Here is a 15,315-nt window from a genome sequence, read left to right on the forward strand (position 1 = left end):
GGCACCCCGACGCCGTCAACTCCGCGATCTGCTGCAACGTCGCCCCGATGTCCGACGTACGCGTCGTCGTCATCGACTGCACCGACACCGGCGCGCCGCCCCCCACCGCCACCGGCCCGACCTGGATCTGCCGCGACACGCGTCGCCGCGCGATCGGCCGGGCCGGTACCTCGGGGACGCCCAGGGAAATGGCGGTCATGGCCTCAGTCCCGGTTTCCGGAGACGGTCTCGCGCATGGCGCGCAGGGACTCCTTGAGCGACCCCATGGTGGCCAGCACGGCGGTGGGCTCGTAGCCGCAGTGCGCCATGCAGTTGGCGCAGCGCGGGTCCTTGCCGCGGCCGTACTTGTCCCAGTCGGTCTTCTCGATGAGTTCGCGGTACGTGGGCACGTAGCCGTCGCTCATCAGGTAGCAGGGGCGCTGCCAGCCGAAGAGGGAGTAGTTCGGGATCGCCCACGCGGTGCACGGGAAGTCGACCTTGCCCTCCAGGAAGTCCAGGAAGAGCGGGGAGTGGTTGAGTCGCCACTTGCGCCGGTTGCCGCCCGAGAACGCCTTCTTGAACAGCTCGCGGGTCTGCTCCACACCCAGGAAGTGCTCCTGGTCGGGCGCCTTCTCGTAGGCGTAGGCGGGCGAGATCATCATCTCGTCCACCTTGAGGTCGTCGTTGAGGAAGTTGAGGACCTCGACGATGGTCTGCGGGGTGTCGGTGTTGAAGAAGGTGGAGTTGGTGGTCACCCGGAAGCCGCGCCGCTTGGCCTCCTTGATGGCCGCCACGGCCTCGTCGAACACGCCCTCCTTGGCCACCGACTCGTCGTGCCGCTCGCGCAGCCCGTCGATGTGCACCGCGAAGGCGAAGTAGGGCGAGGGGGTGAACTTGTCCATCTTCTTGCGCAGCAGCATCGCGTTGGTGCACAGGAAGACGTATTTCCTCTTGGCCACCAACTGACGCACGATCTCGTCGATCTGCGGGTGCATCAGCGGTTCACCGCCGGCGATGGACACCATCGGCGCGCCCGACTCCAGCACCGCGCCCACCGCCTGGGCGACCGGCATGCGCTGCTTGAGCACTCCGGCCGGGTGCTGGATCTTGCCGCATCCCTCGCACTTCAGATTGCAGGCGAACAGCGGCTCGAGCTCCACGATGAGCGGGAACTTGTCCCGCTTGCGCAGCTTCTGTTCGGCCAGATATGTAGCGACCTTGATGGACTGGCGCAGTGGCATGGCCATCTGGCTCACCTCCTGGGGAGTAGCACATTGCGGTGCCATTCGAAAAAAGTCGGCAGTACGGAACGGAGGACACGGAAAGCAGATATTCCACCGCGCACCGTGCCGATCCGGACGAGTTCGTGTTCCGGGGCGTCCACGACCACCCGGACGGCCGCAACGGGACGGACGCCCGCGCGGACGGCGCTCAGCAGGGTCGCGGCCGACTCCATGTCGACCGCGATCGCCCCGGTGGCGCGCAGATCGGAGCGCTCCGGGCCGCGGACGACGTGGTCCGAGCCGGTCAGCGGACCGGTGTGGACGGTGCGGCCGGGCAGGGCGCGGGTGAGTTCCTTGACGAGCAGTTCGGTGCCCACGCACTCGACGTCGCCGCGGGCGTCGCGGGTCTCCTCGGCGACGACCAGGTCGCCGGGGTGCATGCCGGGGGCGAGTCCCGCGCAGAAGCCGGTGGCCAGCACGGCGGCGCGGGCCAGGTCCCCTCCGGCCAGGGCCCGGGTGACGGAGCGTTCCGCCGCCCGGGGCCCCATGCCGGTGCGCAGGAGGGTGACGGGCCCGCCGCCGCCCCATTCGCCCGGTGCGGCGCCGCCACGGCGCGCCTCGCCGCGGCGGCGTGCGCGCCGCTCGCCCGTGCGCAGGGCGAAGTGCTCGATGCCGAGCGCGCAGGCGACCAGCAGCGGCGGCGGGGCGGGGCGGGTCGCCATCAGCTTCCCTTGGCCTCGGCGAGGGGCCGGCCGGCGGACGCCTCGGCGGCGAACGGTTCGCCGTGGACGTACCGGCCGAGCGCGGTGAGCGGGAACACCTGCCGGTACAGGTGGTAGTTGATGGAGAAGTCCCAGGGAAAGCCGGTACCGGTGAAGTACGGCTCGTCCCAGGAGCCGTCCTCCCGCTGGGTGTCCGCGAGCCACCGCACGCCGCGCCCGACCGCCTCGGAGTCCCGCTCCCCCGCCGCCAGCAGGGCCATCAGCGCCCACGCGGTCTGCGAGGCGGTGGAGGCGCCCTTGCCGCTCCACTTCTTGGAGTCCCGGTAGGAGCGCAGGTCCTCGCCCCAGCCGCCGTCGTCGTTCTGCACCCGCTTGAGCCAGGCCACCGCGCGGCGGATCGCCGGGTGCGAGCCGGGCAGTCCGGCGGCGGTCAGGGCGGGGACGACGGAGCCGGTGCCGTAGATGTAGTTGACGCCCCAGCGGCCGAACCAGGAGCCGTCCGGCTCCTGTTCCTCCAGCAGCCACTGGATGGCGCGCCGGGTGCGCGGGTCGTGGGCCAGGCCCTCGACGGCCAGCATCTCCACGACGTGCGCGGTGACGTCGGCCGACGGCGGGTCGATGACCTCGCCGAAGTCGCAGAACGGCAAACGGTTGGGGAAGGGACTGGTGTTGTCGACGTCGAAGGCGCCCCAGGCGCCGTTCTTCGACTGCATGCCGAGGTTCCAGCGCACTCCGCGCCCGATGGCCCGGTCCACCCGCTCCGGGTCGTGGTGCCGGACCCGGCGCAGCGCGAGCACCACCTCGGCGGTGTCGTCGATGTCGGGGTAGTTGTCGTTGTGGAACTCGAACGCCCAGCCACCCGGCGGTAGTTGGGGACGGCGCACCGACCAGTCGCCGGGGCGCACGATCTCCTCGCCGAGCATCCAGTCGGCGGCCTTCACCAACTGCGGGTGATCGGCGGGCAGCCCGGCGTCGGCGAGCGCGATGGTGGCCAGGCAGGTGTCCCACACCGGCGACTGGCAGGCCTCGATCATCCGGGCGCCGTCCTCGCGCCACACCGCGAACCGGTCCAGCGACTCCAGGCCCGCGCGCATCACGGGGTGCTTCAGGTCGTAACCCAACAGGTGCAGTGCGATGATCGAGTACACGGCCGGCGGCTGGATGCCGCCCCAGCAGCCGTCGTTCTCCTGCCTCTCGATGATCCAGCGGGCGGCGGTGTTCATCGCCGAGCGGCGCAGCCGCTTGGGCGCCACCTTGCGGAAGGCGTGCAGCGCCTTGTCCAGCCGCTGGAAGGCGCCGTCCCAACTCGCCGCCCGGGCCAGCGGCTTGGCGGGATTCGGGTGGGCCGGGTCGGTGTGCAGCTCGTCCAGCGCGAAGGGGGCGGGGCGTACCGGCCGCTTCGCTGAGACGATGGTGAGCGGCACGATGGTCTGCCGCGCCCAGCAGCCGAAGTCGTAGATGTTGAGGGGGAACCAGGTGGGGAAGTAGATCAGCTCGGGCGGGAGTTCGGGCAGGTCGTCCCACTTCCACCAGCCGAACAGAGCGAGCCAGATGCGGGTGAAGACCCGGGAGGCGGCGATGCCGCCCCGCGCGCGCACCCAGGCAGCCGCCTTCGCCATGTGCGGGGCGTCGGGCGCGTCGCCGGCCAGCCGCAGCGCCACGTAGGCCTCGATGGTGGTGGACAGCTCGCCGGGACCGCCGTAGAAGGTGGCCCAGGTGCCGTCCTCGCGCTGCTCGCCGCGGATGAAGAGCGCGGCGGCGTGCGTGGTCGCCTCGTCCTGGATGCCCAGGAACTGGCGCAGGAGCAGGTCTTCGGCGTCCATCGTGACGTTGGTCTCGAGGTCGCCTTTCCACCAGCCCTCGGCGTCCTGCATGCTCAGCAGGAAGTCGGTGGCACGCCTCACGGCGTGTTCCGCGGCTTGGTGTACCCCGGCCGCGACGGGGATGGTGAGTACGGGTTCGCTGGCCGCGGCAGCGCGGGTCGGCAGTGTCGCCCCGGTGCTTCCGTCGGTCGTCGCTGTCATGGCTTCCCCTTCGTGCAGTCGTGCAAGTCGTGCTGCTGTGGGTCCGCCGTCGGCCGGTGCGCGCAACGTTCCTGCACCGGCCGGCGACTACGCGAGGGTGGTTCGACCGATAGTGATCATCTCTTTCGTACGACGACGAAGTCGGCGAGCGCCGCGAACGCGGACCGCACCTGGTCGGGCATGTCCACGGCGTCGAGGGCTTCGATGGCGATGGTGTGCTGACGGCGTGCTTCCTGAGCCGTCCATTCGCGGCCGCCGGCCTCCTCGATGAGGGCGGCGCGGGCCGCGAACTCCTCCTCGGAGAAGTTCTCGAAGTCGCTGCTCTTGGCGTCGGCGGCGAGGATCTCGCCGAGCCGCTCGGAGGCGTCGCCGCCCGCCGCGAGCGCGGCCACGACCGGCAGGGACTTCTTGCGCTGGCGCAGATCGCTCCAGGTCTGCTTGCCGGTGGCGTCCGGGTCGCCCCAGATGCCGAGGAGGTCGTCGACGGCCTGGAAGGCCAGGCCCAGGTGGTAGCCGTACTTCTCCAGGGTGTCGGCGGTACGGTCGTCGGCACCGCCGAGCACGGCGCCGATGGAGCAGGCGCAGGCGAGGAGGGCGCCGGTCTTGTTGCCCTCCATCTCCAGGCACTCCTCGACGCTGACCCGGTCGCGGTGCTCGTAGGAGATGTCCTGCGCCTGGCCGTCGATCAGGGCGCGGGTGGCGGTGGTCAGCCGACGGGCGGCGCGGCCCGCCTCGACCGTGCCGAGTTCCAGCAGGACCTCGTTGGCGAGGGCGAACAGGGCGTCGCCGACCAGGATGGCCTGGGCGGGGCCGTGCACCTTCCAGACGGTGTCGCGGTGCCGGCGCTGCTCGTCGCCGTCCATCAGGTCGTCGTGCAGCAGTGAGAAGTTGTGCACGAGTTCCACGGCGACCGCGCCGGGGACACCGGCCTCGGGGGCGGCGCCGGCGACCTCCGCGGAGAGCACGGCCAGGGCGGGGCGCACGGCCTTGCCGCCGTCCCCGTCGGCGGGATTGCCGGCTGCGTCGATCCAGCCGAAGTGGTAGGCGGCGACGGTGTCCATCGGAGGGGCCAGGCGGTCGACGGCCGCCTTGAGGACCGGAGTGGCCAGGGTCCGGCCGCGGTCCAACAGCGCGGTCACGTCCACCGCGGTCCGCCGAGCGGCCGTCGGGGCCGGGGGCACAGTGGGCACAGTCTCTCCTCTTGTCGCGGTGCCGGAGGTGCGGGGGCCCGCCGCCGGCCGCTGTCGAAACGTCACGCGGCCGCCTCCTCGGGGACGAAGAGACGGGTCGGGCGGGGCCGCCCCAGGGCGTCGAGCGCGGCGTCGGCCGCGCTCACGCCGCTGCGGACCGCACTCTCCATGGTCGCGGGCCACCCGGTGGCGGTCCACGCGCCGGCCAGGTACAGGCCGGGTGCCTTGGTGCGGGCGCCGGGCCGCAGCCGGCCGACGCCGGGGGCCGGGGCGAACGTCGCCGTGCGCTCCCGGGTCACGAAGAAGTCCACGACCTCGGCCCCGCGCGTGCGCGGCAGCAGGCGGCGCAACTCGGGCAGATAGCGTTCGCGCAGGTCGGCGACGGGCGTGTCGATCTCGTCCTGCGCCACCGACTGGGACAGCGCCAGGTACTGGCCGTGCTCGACGCCGGCGGCCTCGGTGCGGTCGAAGACCCACTGAACCGGGGTGCCGAGGGCGGCCACGAAGGGGGCCGCGAGCACCTTGCGGTCGTAGCGGACGTGGATGTTGAGGATCGGGGCGGTGCCGATCTCCAGCAGGCGTTCGGGGGCCTCCAGGGCGCCGGCGGGCAACAGGTCGTGCGCCTCGCGCTGCGGTACGGCGAGCACGACGGCGTCCGCGTCCAGCGTCTCGCCGGGAACCTGAACGCTCCAGCCGCCGTTCTCGTTGAGGGAGAGGGAGGTGACTCGTGTCCGGACCTCGGTACGCACGCCCGCGGAGTCGAGCGCCTTGCGGGCGAGCCGGTCGTGCAGTTCGCCCAGCGGGACGCGGGCCCAGCCGATGTCGGCGGCGCCCGGGTCGGACAGCAGACCGGTCTTGAACACCATCGCGGCGAGCCCCAGTGAGGCGTCGGCGGCTCGCGCGTTGAGGGTGGCGACCCCGACGAGGTCCCACAGTGCCTCGACGGCCCGCGCGGACTGCCCGTGCGCGGCCAGCCAGCTGCCGAAGTCGGTCGCGTCCAGGGCCGGGTCGGCCGGGTCGAGGGAGCGCAGCGCCAGTGCGGCACGGCCGACGCGGGCGCGCTCGGCGAGCGAGAGGTGCGGATAGGCGGCGAGGCTGCGCCCGAGGTGCAGGGGTACGGGCAGCGGGTCGCGCCGGAGTCTGCCGAGCCGTCGTCCCTCGGGCCGGGCCAGGTCCAGCACGGGCACGTCGAGCCGGCTCTGCAACGGCGCGAGGTGGGCGCCGCCGACGCGGTCGAGGAACCAGCGGTAGGCGGTGCAGCAGCGCAGATAGACGTGCTGGCCGTTGTCGACGGTGAGGTCGCCGCGCTGGAAGGAGAAGGCGAGGCCGCCCAGGCGCGGCCGGCTCTCCAGCAACGTCACGCGCATCCCGGCGTCGGCGAGGGCGAGCGCGGAGGTGAGTCCGGCCAGCCCGCCGCCGACCACGACCGCGTGCCGGCCGCCGGTGCGGGCCGTGCCGCCGTGCGGTTGCTGCGGTAGCGTGCCGTCGCTCATCGCGCGCCCTCCCCTGTTCGTCCGCCGCGGTGAGCGGGTGCCTCGCCGCCGGTCGTCGCGATCAGTGACGCCGTGCGGCAGCGGCGGGTTGCCCGCCGCCTGTTCTCCGGCCGGGCGCCGGTGGCCGGTGCGTCCATCAGACCCGCCTCCTGACGGCCTGCCTGCTCACATGCCGGGTGTCGAGCCCGGACAGTCCGCGCACGGCGACGTACGCCTTCTCCCGTCCGGGCAGGGAGACCCGGCCGCGCAGGACGGCCTCGGGGTCGCGGGCGATCCGGTCCAGCAGCCGCCGGTAGATGCCGGCCATGGCGGCCACGCAGGCGCCGCTGCGCCGGTCCAGCATGGGCAGCAGCTGGTAGCCCTCGGCGAACAGGGCGCGGGCGCGCCGGACTTCGAAGTGGATCAGGCCGGCGAAGTCGGAGCCCTCCGGCGGGGTCGGCCCGTGGAAGCCGGCCGAGCAGCCGAACTTGGCGAGGTCGTCGGCGGGCAGATAGGTGCGGCCGCCCTCGGCGTCCTCGCGGATGTCGCGCAGGATGTTGGTGAGCTGGAGGGCGAGGCCCAGCGTGTCGGCGTACTCAGGAGCGCGCTCGGCTCCGCGCGCGCCGGGTTCGGTGCCGAACACGCCGAGCGAGAGCCGTCCGATGGCGCCGGCCACACAGCGGCAGTAGACCTTGAGGTCGTCCCAGGTCTCGTAGGTCTCGCCGCGCACGTCGGCGAGGACTCCGTCGATCAGCTCGTCGAGGCCGTCGAGCGGGATCGGGAAGGAGCGGGCGGCGTGGGCGAGGGCGACGGCCACGGGGTCGGTGTCGTCGTCCTCGACGGCGCCGTCCCGGATGCGGTCGAGCAGCGCCCGGGTGTCCTTGAGACGGGCGGCCTTGACGTCGTCGGCCAGCGCGCCGTCGCCGATGTCGTCCACGCGCCGGGAGAACGCGTACAGCGCCGACATCGCGCGGCGCTTGGGCGTCGGCAGCAGCCGGATGCCGTAGGCGAAGTTGCGGGCCTGCTGCCCGGTGACGGCCTCGCAGTAGCTGTAGGCGGCGAGTACCGGTGCGGACGCGTGCTGTTCCGACTCCACGGTCCGGATCACCCCTCTCCTCGCAGAGTCACGCCCACCTCGCGCAGCAACTGGACCTTGCCGGGCTTGGGCGGGCCGGGAAGTACGTCGTATGCGGCGGCGGCGATCGCGTCGACGGCCGCCCTCCCCCCTGCCACGAACCCCGCGAGCAGCAGCTTCAGCCTGCCGTGGACGCTACCCACCAAGGGGGCGCCTTCATTCAGCAGATCGCGGGCGCGTTCCGCTTCGTACGCGACCAGGGCGCGCACCGATGCGCCGGCGGTGGGCGCGGCGAGGTCCGCCTCCTGGACGTGGAAGCGCTTCATGTCCTCGGCGGGGAGGTAGACGCGGTCGCGGCCGAGGTCCTCCTTGACGTCCTGGAGGTGCTCGACGATCTGGAGCGCGGTGCAGATCGCGTCGGAGCGGCGGACCCGCTCGGGGGTGGAGGTGCCGGTGACGCCGAGGACCAGCCGGCCCACGGGGTTGGCGGACAGCTCGCAGTAGGCGAGGAGGTCGTCCCAGGTCTCGTACCGGGCGACGAGCTGGTCCTGGCGGTTGGCGGCGATCAGGCCGAGGAACGGCGCGAGCGGCAGCGCGCACCGGCGGACGGTGGGCTGGAGCCGGCGCAGCAGGGGGTGGCGGGGCGTGCCGTCGAAGACCCGGCGCAGATCGGCCTCGAAAGCGTCCAGGAGGACGAGGCGGTCCTGTGCGTCGGTGGCCGACACGCCGAGCAGCCGGGCGTCCGCGCCGCCGGGGGCCAGATCGCCGTCGCCGATGTCGTCGACGAGACGGGCGAAGCCGTAGACGGCCATGAGGTCGGTACGCCAGGCGCGGGGCAGGAAGAACGGCGCCACGGGGAAGTTCTCGTCCGCGGCCTTGTCGAGGGTGACGCGTTCGAGATCGTGCGCCGCGCTCGTCGCCGTCATCGTCCGCTGCCCGGCGCGGGGACGGCACATGCTGCGTTGAGCTGGGGAGTTTCCGTAGCCATTGCCGTCACATCTCCCGTTCTACACTGCCGACCCGACACACACTATTTCGGACACGCCGCCCTGCCGTCCGGGCGGCGGCCCTGGCGGAGGGTGTCGCGCATTATCTCCCCACTTGCCGCTTTCCGGGACCGGTACAGCTTACGTTGTACAACGCAGCGAACCGCATGGGGGTGTCCTGCACATCACAACAACACACCGATCGTTATCAAGATTCCTTGGCGCCACGGGAGTTGACGCTTCCTTTGCACACGCGAGGCCCCGCCGGACGGTTCCGGCGGGGCCTCGCGTCGGGACGGTCGCCTGTCCGTGGACTTCGCGCTCCGCTCAGCCGCGGCCGTACCGCTCCTCGGCCTTCCAGAAGAACACGAAACCGCCGGCGAAGAAGACCACCGCCCAGAACACGGCGAGCGGCCAGATGTGCGGCGGGAGGTCAGCGGCGCCGTAGCCGTCGATCAGGGCGAACCGGACGAGGTCCATGTAGACCGCGGCGGGGTTGGCCTGCATGGCCCGGATGAGCCACTCGGGCTTGCCGGCCAGCACGCTGCTGATGGAGAACATCACGCCCGAGGCGTACATCCAGGTGCGCATGACGAACGGCATGAGCTGCGCGAGGTCGGGGGTCTTGGCGCCGAGCCGGGCCAGGATCAGCGCCAGCCCGGAGTTGAACAGGAACTGGAGCACCAGCGCCGGCACGATCAGCAGCCAGGACAGCCCCGGGTAGCTGCCGAAGGCGATCGTGACGACGAACACCACGATCATCGAGAACAGCAGCTGCTGGAGCTGCTGGAGCGCGAAGGAGATCGGCAGCGCGGCGCGCGGGAAGTGCAGCGCGCGCACCAGCCCCAGGTTGCCGGAGATGGCGCGCACACCGGCCATGACCGAGCTCTGGGTGAAGGTGAACACGAACACCCCGGTCACCAGGAACGGGATGTAGGCGCCGTGGCTCATGCCCCGGTTGGCCTTGAGGATGACGCCGAAGATGAAGTAGTAGACGGCCGCGTTCAGCAGCGGGGTCGCCACCTGCCACACCTGGCCGAGCTTGGCCTGGCTGTACTGGGCGGTCAGCTTGGCCTGGGAGAAGGCGAGGATGAAGTGGCGCCGCCCCCACAGCCGGCGTACGTACTCCAGCAGCGGGGGCCGGGCGCCGCTGACGGACAGCCCGTACTTGGCGGCGAGCTGCGCCGGGGTCAGTCCCTCGTCGGCCGCCGCACCGAGGGCGACGGCGCCGTCCTGCGTTGTCTCACTCACGAGGCCTTGCTTTCGTCTTCTCATGCGCAGCGTGTGCGGCTGTCGGGCACGGACCGGCGGATCGGGTACCCGCCACGAACGAGACTGTCAGATGACCGGCGGCCGGCCCAGCCGGGTGAGCCGCCACACGGTGCGCCACCTCATGGGCCGACGCGGTCCGCACGGGGTGCTCCAGCCCTCCTTGAAGCCGCTGAACCAGGCCTTGAGGGCCGGGCCCGAGGGGCGGCGGGCGAGGGTGAGCAGCAGCCACACCCCGAGGTAGACCGGCACGAGCGGGGCGGGCAGGTTGCGGCGGGCCAGCCAGACCCGGTTGCGGGCGACCATGCGGTGGTAGACGGCGTGCCGGGAGGGCGCGGTCGTCGGGTGGTACAGCACCATGTCGGAGCGGTAGTCGATCAGCCAGCCCGCGTCCAGGGCCCGCCATGCCAGGTCGGTCTCCTCGTGGGCGTAGAAGAACGCGTCCGGCAGGCCGCCGACCTCGGCGAAGACCTGGGTGCGCACGGCGTTCGCGCCGCCGAGGAAGGTGGTGACCCGGGAGGAGCGCATCGGGTCGGAGGCCCTCAGGCGCGGCACGTGGCGGCGCTGGGTGAGACCGGTGTCCGGGTCGGCGATGCGGAAGCTGATGATGCCGAGTTTGTCGTCGGCCGCGAACGCCTGCCGGCACAGCTCGGCGGTGTCGGTGCGGGCCAGCAGTCCGTCGTCGTCCAGGAAGAGCAGGACGTCCACGTCCCGGCCGCCGGGGCCGAAGGCCTCGATGCCGACGTTGCGGCCGCCGGGGATGCCGAGGTTCTCCGGCAGCTCGATCGTGCGTACGCCCTCGGGGACGTCCGGGACGGGCGAGCCGTTGCCGACGACGACGACCTCGACGCGGTCGCCGTCCTGCTTGGCGACCGAGTCCAGCAGCGCACGCAGCTCCTCGGGGCGGTTGCCCATGGTGATGACGACCGCGCCGACCTTCAGGGACCTGTCCACGGGGCCGCTCACTTCAGCCTGCTGGAGGCGAGGATGGACACCAGGTGCAGCAGGGTCTGGAGCAGTGCGATGCCGGCCAGGACGGCCGTGCCGAGCCGGGTGAAGAACAGGTCGCCCCGGACCTGGTCCACGATCGCGAGGACCAGGATCAGCAGCGAGGCCTCGATCCCGAGGATCAGCCGGTGGAACTTGAGCGCGCCGGCGGCGCGGCGGGCCAGCGCCATGCCGGAGGAGCGCGGCTCGGAGGCGGACTCCTTGACCGGCGGCAGCCCGCCCTGGTGCCGGGCCACGCCGACGAGGTCGGTCTCCGCCTTGATCAGAATGGCGCCGAGGGCGGCCAGGGTGCCCAGGAAGGCCCACAGCCAGTCGATCCGGCCGCTGCCGAACAGGTCGGCGGCGCGCAGCCCGAGCCCGACCAGGACCGCGGCGTCGGTCAGATACGCCCCGACCCGGTCGAGGTAGACGCCGCCGAGGGAGAACTGCTGCTTCCAGCGGGCGACCTCGCCGTCGACGCAGTCCAGCAGCAGGTACAGCTGGACCATGACCACGCCGAGCACGGCGCCCCAGATCCCCGGCACCAGCAGGGCCGGGGCCGCGAGGACTCCGAACACGGTCATCAGGTAGGTCAGTTGGTTGGGCGTGACCCGCGTGTTCACCAGGTGCCGGTCTATGCGCAGCGAAATCTCGCGCATGTAGAGCCGGCCGGCCCAGTGCTCGCCGCTCCGCCGGTCCTTCACCCCCGCGGGGTGGACGACCGGGCGGAGCTCAGCTACCGATGGCTTTTGCATAGTCGGCGTATGCGTCCCTGATCTGGTCGGTGGAGAGGTCGAGGTGTTCGAGGATGGTGTAGCGGCCGGGCCGGGTCTGCGGGGCGTAGTCGACGGCCTGGACGAACTCGTCCGGGTCGAAGCCGATCTCGCCGGGCAGCACGGGCAGCCCGTGGCGGCGCAGGACGTCGGCCATCTGCCCGGCCGTCTCCCGGTCGCCGCGCAGGAACGTGGCGAAGGCGCCGCCGAGACCGCACTGCTCGCCGTGGAGCGCGCTGCGCTTGGGGTAGCGCAGGTCGAACGCGTGGCTGATCTCGTGGCAGGCGCCCGAGGCGGGCCGGCTGTCGCCGGCCACCGACATGGAGATGCCGCACAGCACCAGGGACTCGGCGAGCGTCGTCAGGAACGGGGCGTCGCCGATGGTGCCCGGGTGGCGCAGCACCGCCTCGGCCGCCTGGCGGGCCATCGCGGCGGCCAGGCCGTCGACCTTCTCGCCGGTCTCGCGGTGCGACAGCTCCCAGTCGGCCACGGCGGAGATCTTGCAGATCACATCGCCGATGCCGGCCCGGACGTAGCGCACCGGGGCCTCGCGGATCACATCGAGGTCGATGACGATGCCGATGGGGTTGGGCACGCCGTAGGAGCCGCGGCCCGCGTCGTTGTCGAGGGTGGCGACCGGGGAGCACAGCCCGTCGTTGGCCAGGTTGGTGGCGACCGCGACCAGCGGCAGGCCCACCCGGGCCGCCGCGTACTTGGCGCAGTCGATGACCTTGCCGCCGCCGACGCCGACCACCGCGTCGTAGCGGCCGGCCTTCTTGATGGAGTCGGCGAGCCGGACGGCGCCGTCGATGGTGCCGTCGGCGTCGGCGAACCAGTCGGCGCCGGGGAAGGCCGGCCCGAACCGGTCCCGCAGCACCTGGCCGGAGCCGTTGCTGATGGCGAAGGCCAGCCGCCCCGAGGGGGAGATCCGCTCGTCGGACAGGATCACGGCCAGGTCGTCGAGCGCCCCGGGCCGGATGTCCACGACGAGCGGCGAGGGGATGAGCCTCGTCAGTACCGGCACGCGATCTCCCGGCCCTTGGCGAGGTCGTCGTGGTTGTCGATCTCCACCCAGTCGACCTCGCCGATCGGGGCCACGTCGACCTTGAAGCCGCGGTCGACCAGCTCCTGGTAGCCGTCCTCGTAGTACAGCTGCGGGTCGCGCTCGAAGGTGGTCCTCAGCGCGTCGGCCAGTTCCTCGGCCGCCTCGCCCTCGATCAGGGTGACGCCGATGTACTCGCCGGTGGCCTCGGCCGGGTCCATGAGCTTGGTGATCCGGCGGACACCGCCCTCCGGTCCGACGACGACCTTCATCTCCTCGTCGGCCAGGGACTTCACGGTGTCCAGCGCGAGGATGATCCTCTTGCCGTCGCCGCGGGCGGCCAGCAGGGTCTTCTCCACCGAGACCGGGTGGACGGTGTCGCCGTTGGCGAGGATGACGCCGTCCTTCAGGGCGTCACGGCCGCACCACAGGGAGTAGGCGTTGTTCCACTCCTCGGCCTTGTCGTTGTCGATCAGGGTGATCTTCAGACCGTACTTCTGCTCCAGGGCCGCGTGGCGCTCGTAGACGGCTTCCTTGCGGTAGCCCACGATGATCCCGACCTCGGTCAGGCCCACCTCGGCGAAGTTGCCGAGCGCTATGTCGAGCACGGTGACGGCGTCCTCCGCACCCTCGGGCCCCACCGGCACCAGCGCCTTGGGCAGGGTGTCGGTGTAGGGGCGCAGGCGCCGTCCGGCGCCGGCCGCCAGCACGAGGCCGATCATGCGGGTTCTCCTTCGTCATGTACGGCGGGCGCGCCGCCCCGGTGGGCGCGCACCCAGAAGCGGATGCTCTCGGTGAGCACCAGCACGGCCACGAACACGGCGAGCACCGTGAGCGCGACCTTGAACTGGACGGCGGTGAGCAGCGCGGCGAGCACGGCGACGAGCAGCGTCCGCCCCTCCTGCCCCCCGATGGCGCGCACCAGACGGGTTGGTGGCGCTCCGGCGCCGCCGCGGATGCGGTACACCGTGTCGTAGTGATGGTAGGCGACGGCCGCCACCATGCCGAAAGCCGCCGGCAGGGCGCCGTTCACCTCGGCGCGGGCGGCCAGGGCGAGGACCGTGCCGTACTCGGCGGCGCGGAAGAAGGGCGGCACCAGCCAGTCCAGGGGGCCCTTGAGGGGGCGGGCGACGGCGGCCGCCGAGAGCAGGACGTAGCCCGCGGCGCACACGACGGTCTGCCAGCCGGCGCCCCACAGCGCGGCGGAGCAGGTCATGAGCACGCCGCCGGTCAGGGCCAGGTAGGCGGCCGAGTGGCGCGGCACCCGGCGCAGGAAGCGGCCGCACAGCCCGACCAGCGGCCCGGTGTCGGCGAGGTCCGCGAGCGCCTGTGCCGCGCGGTCGGTGCGGGTGGCCCGGCGGGTCACGGAGCGCAGCAGGCGGCCGGCGGTGGTGTACGACGCGGCCAGGGCGCAGCCGACGAGCAGCGCGTAGAACGTGATGCGGGGGGTGGTGGCCGCGGTGAGGACGGCGATCATGGCCCAGCGTTCGCCGATGGGCAGGACGATCATCCGGCGCAGCCAGACCGTCCAGCCGACGCTGTCGAGCCGGTCGGAGAGGGCGGCGGTGGGGCTGGTGTTGGCGGTGGCGTCGTGGTTGGCCTCGTTGAAGGAGAAGTCGACCACGTGCCGGCAGGTCTGCAGGACCATGGCGCCGAGGGCGAGGGTCCATACGTCGTCACCGCCGCGGGCCGCCCCGAGGGCGAGGCCGGCGTAGTAGGCGTATTCCTTGGCCCGGTCGAAGGTGGCGTCCAGCCAGGCGCCGAGCGTGGAGTACTGCAGGGAGTATCGGGCGAGCTGTCCGTCGGTGCAGTCCAGGACGAACGAGGCGATGAGGAGCACGCCGGCGGCGACGAAGCCGCCGCGGGTGCCGGTGGCGGCGCAGCCGGCCGCTATCAGCGCGGTGAGCAGGGACGCGGTGGTGACCTGGTTGGGGGTCAGGCCCCGGCGGGCGCACCAGCGCGCGAGGTAGCGCGAGTACGGGCTGATGAAGAAGGTGGTGAAGAAGCCGTCGCGGGCCTTGACGGCCGACTTGAGCCGGACGGCCTCGTCGTCCACGGCGGCCACGGCCTGCCGGGCCTCGTTGCGGGCCTGGGGGTCGGCGGGCACCGCGGCCACGAGGCTGCCGAGTTCCGGGCGGTGCACGTCGGCGCCGTCGGCGTCGAGGGCGGCACAGATCCGGTCGGCGAGGCTTGCGACCCGGCTGCCGACGGCCAGGGGCGTGGTACCGCCGTCGGAGTGCTCGCGGGCCATCGCGCGGGTGAGGGCCGGCCGGCCGGCCGGCTGGGCGGTGACGGCGCCGGGGACCGCGGCCAGCGGGAAGCGCGGGTCGGTGAGCCCGAGGCGCAGGGCGTGCAGGTGGCCGACGAAGGCGGCGTCCACGACGGCGACGCGCCGGTCGGCGGGCACCTGGGCGAGGAGGGTCTCGGCCTCCGGGACGTCGGCGGCGATCCGGACCTCGAATCCGAGGGACCGCAGATCGCCCTCGATCGACGATCCGGGGACCGGCTGACCGGTGAGGATGGCGGTCGACAACCGAACTCACTCCCTGTGCCGACGCGTCCGCGCCGGTCAT

General features: G+C 72.3%; 14 protein-coding genes. All 14 read right to left on the reverse strand.

Annotated elements, in window-relative coordinates:
* Positions 1 to 199: flavodoxin-dependent (E)-4-hydroxy-3-methylbut-2-enyl-diphosphate synthase (locus tag AB0N63_RS28475; RefSeq protein WP_365533121.1), on the reverse strand; the 199-nt coding region annotated here is incomplete at its 3' end.
* A gap of 4 nt (positions 200 to 203) precedes the next feature.
* Positions 204 to 1,226 (reverse strand): adenosyl-hopene transferase HpnH, encoded by a 1,023-nt coding sequence (gene hpnH / locus AB0N63_RS28480; protein ID WP_365533123.1) that lies wholly within the window; start codon positions 1,224 to 1,226, stop codon positions 204 to 206.
* A gap of 5 nt (positions 1,227 to 1,231) precedes the next feature.
* Entirely contained in the window at positions 1,232 to 1,924 is a 693-nt protein-coding gene (locus AB0N63_RS28485) for a 1-hydroxy-2-methyl-2-butenyl 4-diphosphate reductase (RefSeq protein WP_365533125.1), read from the reverse strand.
* On the reverse strand, positions 1,924 to 3,948 hold the full coding sequence (gene shc, locus AB0N63_RS28490; protein ID WP_365533127.1) for a squalene--hopene cyclase: 2,025 nt from the start codon (positions 3,946 to 3,948) through the stop codon (positions 1,924 to 1,926). Before shc ends, AB0N63_RS28485 begins: the two co-directional genes overlap by 1 nt.
* 116 nt (positions 3,949 to 4,064) lie before the next feature.
* Positions 4,065 to 5,129 (reverse strand): polyprenyl synthetase family protein, encoded by a 1,065-nt coding sequence (locus tag AB0N63_RS28495; RefSeq protein WP_164387415.1) that lies wholly within the window; start codon positions 5,127 to 5,129, stop codon positions 4,065 to 4,067.
* A 71-nt stretch (positions 5,130 to 5,200) separates the two neighbouring features.
* Positions 5,201 to 6,631, reverse strand: a complete 1,431-nt coding sequence (gene hpnE, locus AB0N63_RS28500; RefSeq protein WP_365533130.1) for a hydroxysqualene dehydroxylase HpnE — start codon at positions 6,629 to 6,631, stop codon at positions 5,201 to 5,203.
* Between the two features lie 136 nt (positions 6,632 to 6,767).
* Positions 6,768 to 7,718: a presqualene diphosphate synthase HpnD gene (hpnD, locus tag AB0N63_RS28505; RefSeq protein ID WP_365533132.1), complete on the reverse strand. Its 951-nt coding sequence runs from the start codon at positions 7,716 to 7,718 to the stop codon at positions 6,768 to 6,770.
* Positions 7,715 to 8,611: a squalene synthase HpnC gene (gene hpnC, locus AB0N63_RS28510; protein ID WP_365533135.1), complete on the reverse strand. Its 897-nt coding sequence runs from the start codon at positions 8,609 to 8,611 to the stop codon at positions 7,715 to 7,717. Before hpnC ends, hpnD begins: the two co-directional genes overlap by 4 nt.
* 387 nt (positions 8,612 to 8,998) lie before the next feature.
* Complete coding sequence (locus AB0N63_RS28515; RefSeq protein WP_365533137.1) at positions 8,999 to 9,922, reverse strand: ABC transporter permease; 924 nt, start codon at positions 9,920 to 9,922, stop codon at positions 8,999 to 9,001.
* Positions 9,923 to 10,009: 87 nt separating this feature from the next.
* Positions 10,010 to 10,894, reverse strand: a complete 885-nt coding sequence (locus AB0N63_RS28520) for a glycosyltransferase (protein WP_365533139.1) — start codon at positions 10,892 to 10,894, stop codon at positions 10,010 to 10,012.
* A gap of 8 nt (positions 10,895 to 10,902) precedes the next feature.
* Positions 10,903 to 11,682, reverse strand: coding sequence for a CDP-alcohol phosphatidyltransferase family protein (locus AB0N63_RS28525; RefSeq protein ID WP_365533142.1), 780 nt, complete (start codon positions 11,680 to 11,682; stop codon positions 10,903 to 10,905).
* On the reverse strand, positions 11,660 to 12,724 hold the full coding sequence (locus AB0N63_RS28530; RefSeq protein WP_365533144.1) for an iron-containing alcohol dehydrogenase family protein: 1,065 nt from the start codon (positions 12,722 to 12,724) through the stop codon (positions 11,660 to 11,662). Before AB0N63_RS28530 ends, AB0N63_RS28525 begins: the two co-directional genes overlap by 23 nt.
* Positions 12,712 to 13,464, reverse strand: a complete 753-nt coding sequence (locus AB0N63_RS28535; RefSeq protein ID WP_365533146.1) for a phosphocholine cytidylyltransferase family protein — start codon at positions 13,462 to 13,464, stop codon at positions 12,712 to 12,714. The genes AB0N63_RS28530 and AB0N63_RS28535 overlap by 13 nt, the downstream gene beginning before the upstream one ends.
* On the reverse strand, positions 13,461 to 15,275 hold the full coding sequence (locus tag AB0N63_RS28540) for a DUF5941 domain-containing protein (RefSeq protein ID WP_365533148.1): 1,815 nt from the start codon (positions 15,273 to 15,275) through the stop codon (positions 13,461 to 13,463). The genes AB0N63_RS28535 and AB0N63_RS28540 overlap by 4 nt, the downstream gene beginning before the upstream one ends.
* Between the last annotated feature and the right edge of the window lie 40 nt (positions 15,276 to 15,315).

This window comes from Streptomyces sp. NPDC093260, assembly GCF_040683715.1.
Taxonomy (GTDB): domain Bacteria; phylum Actinomycetota; class Actinomycetes; order Streptomycetales; family Streptomycetaceae; genus Streptomyces; species Streptomyces sennicomposti.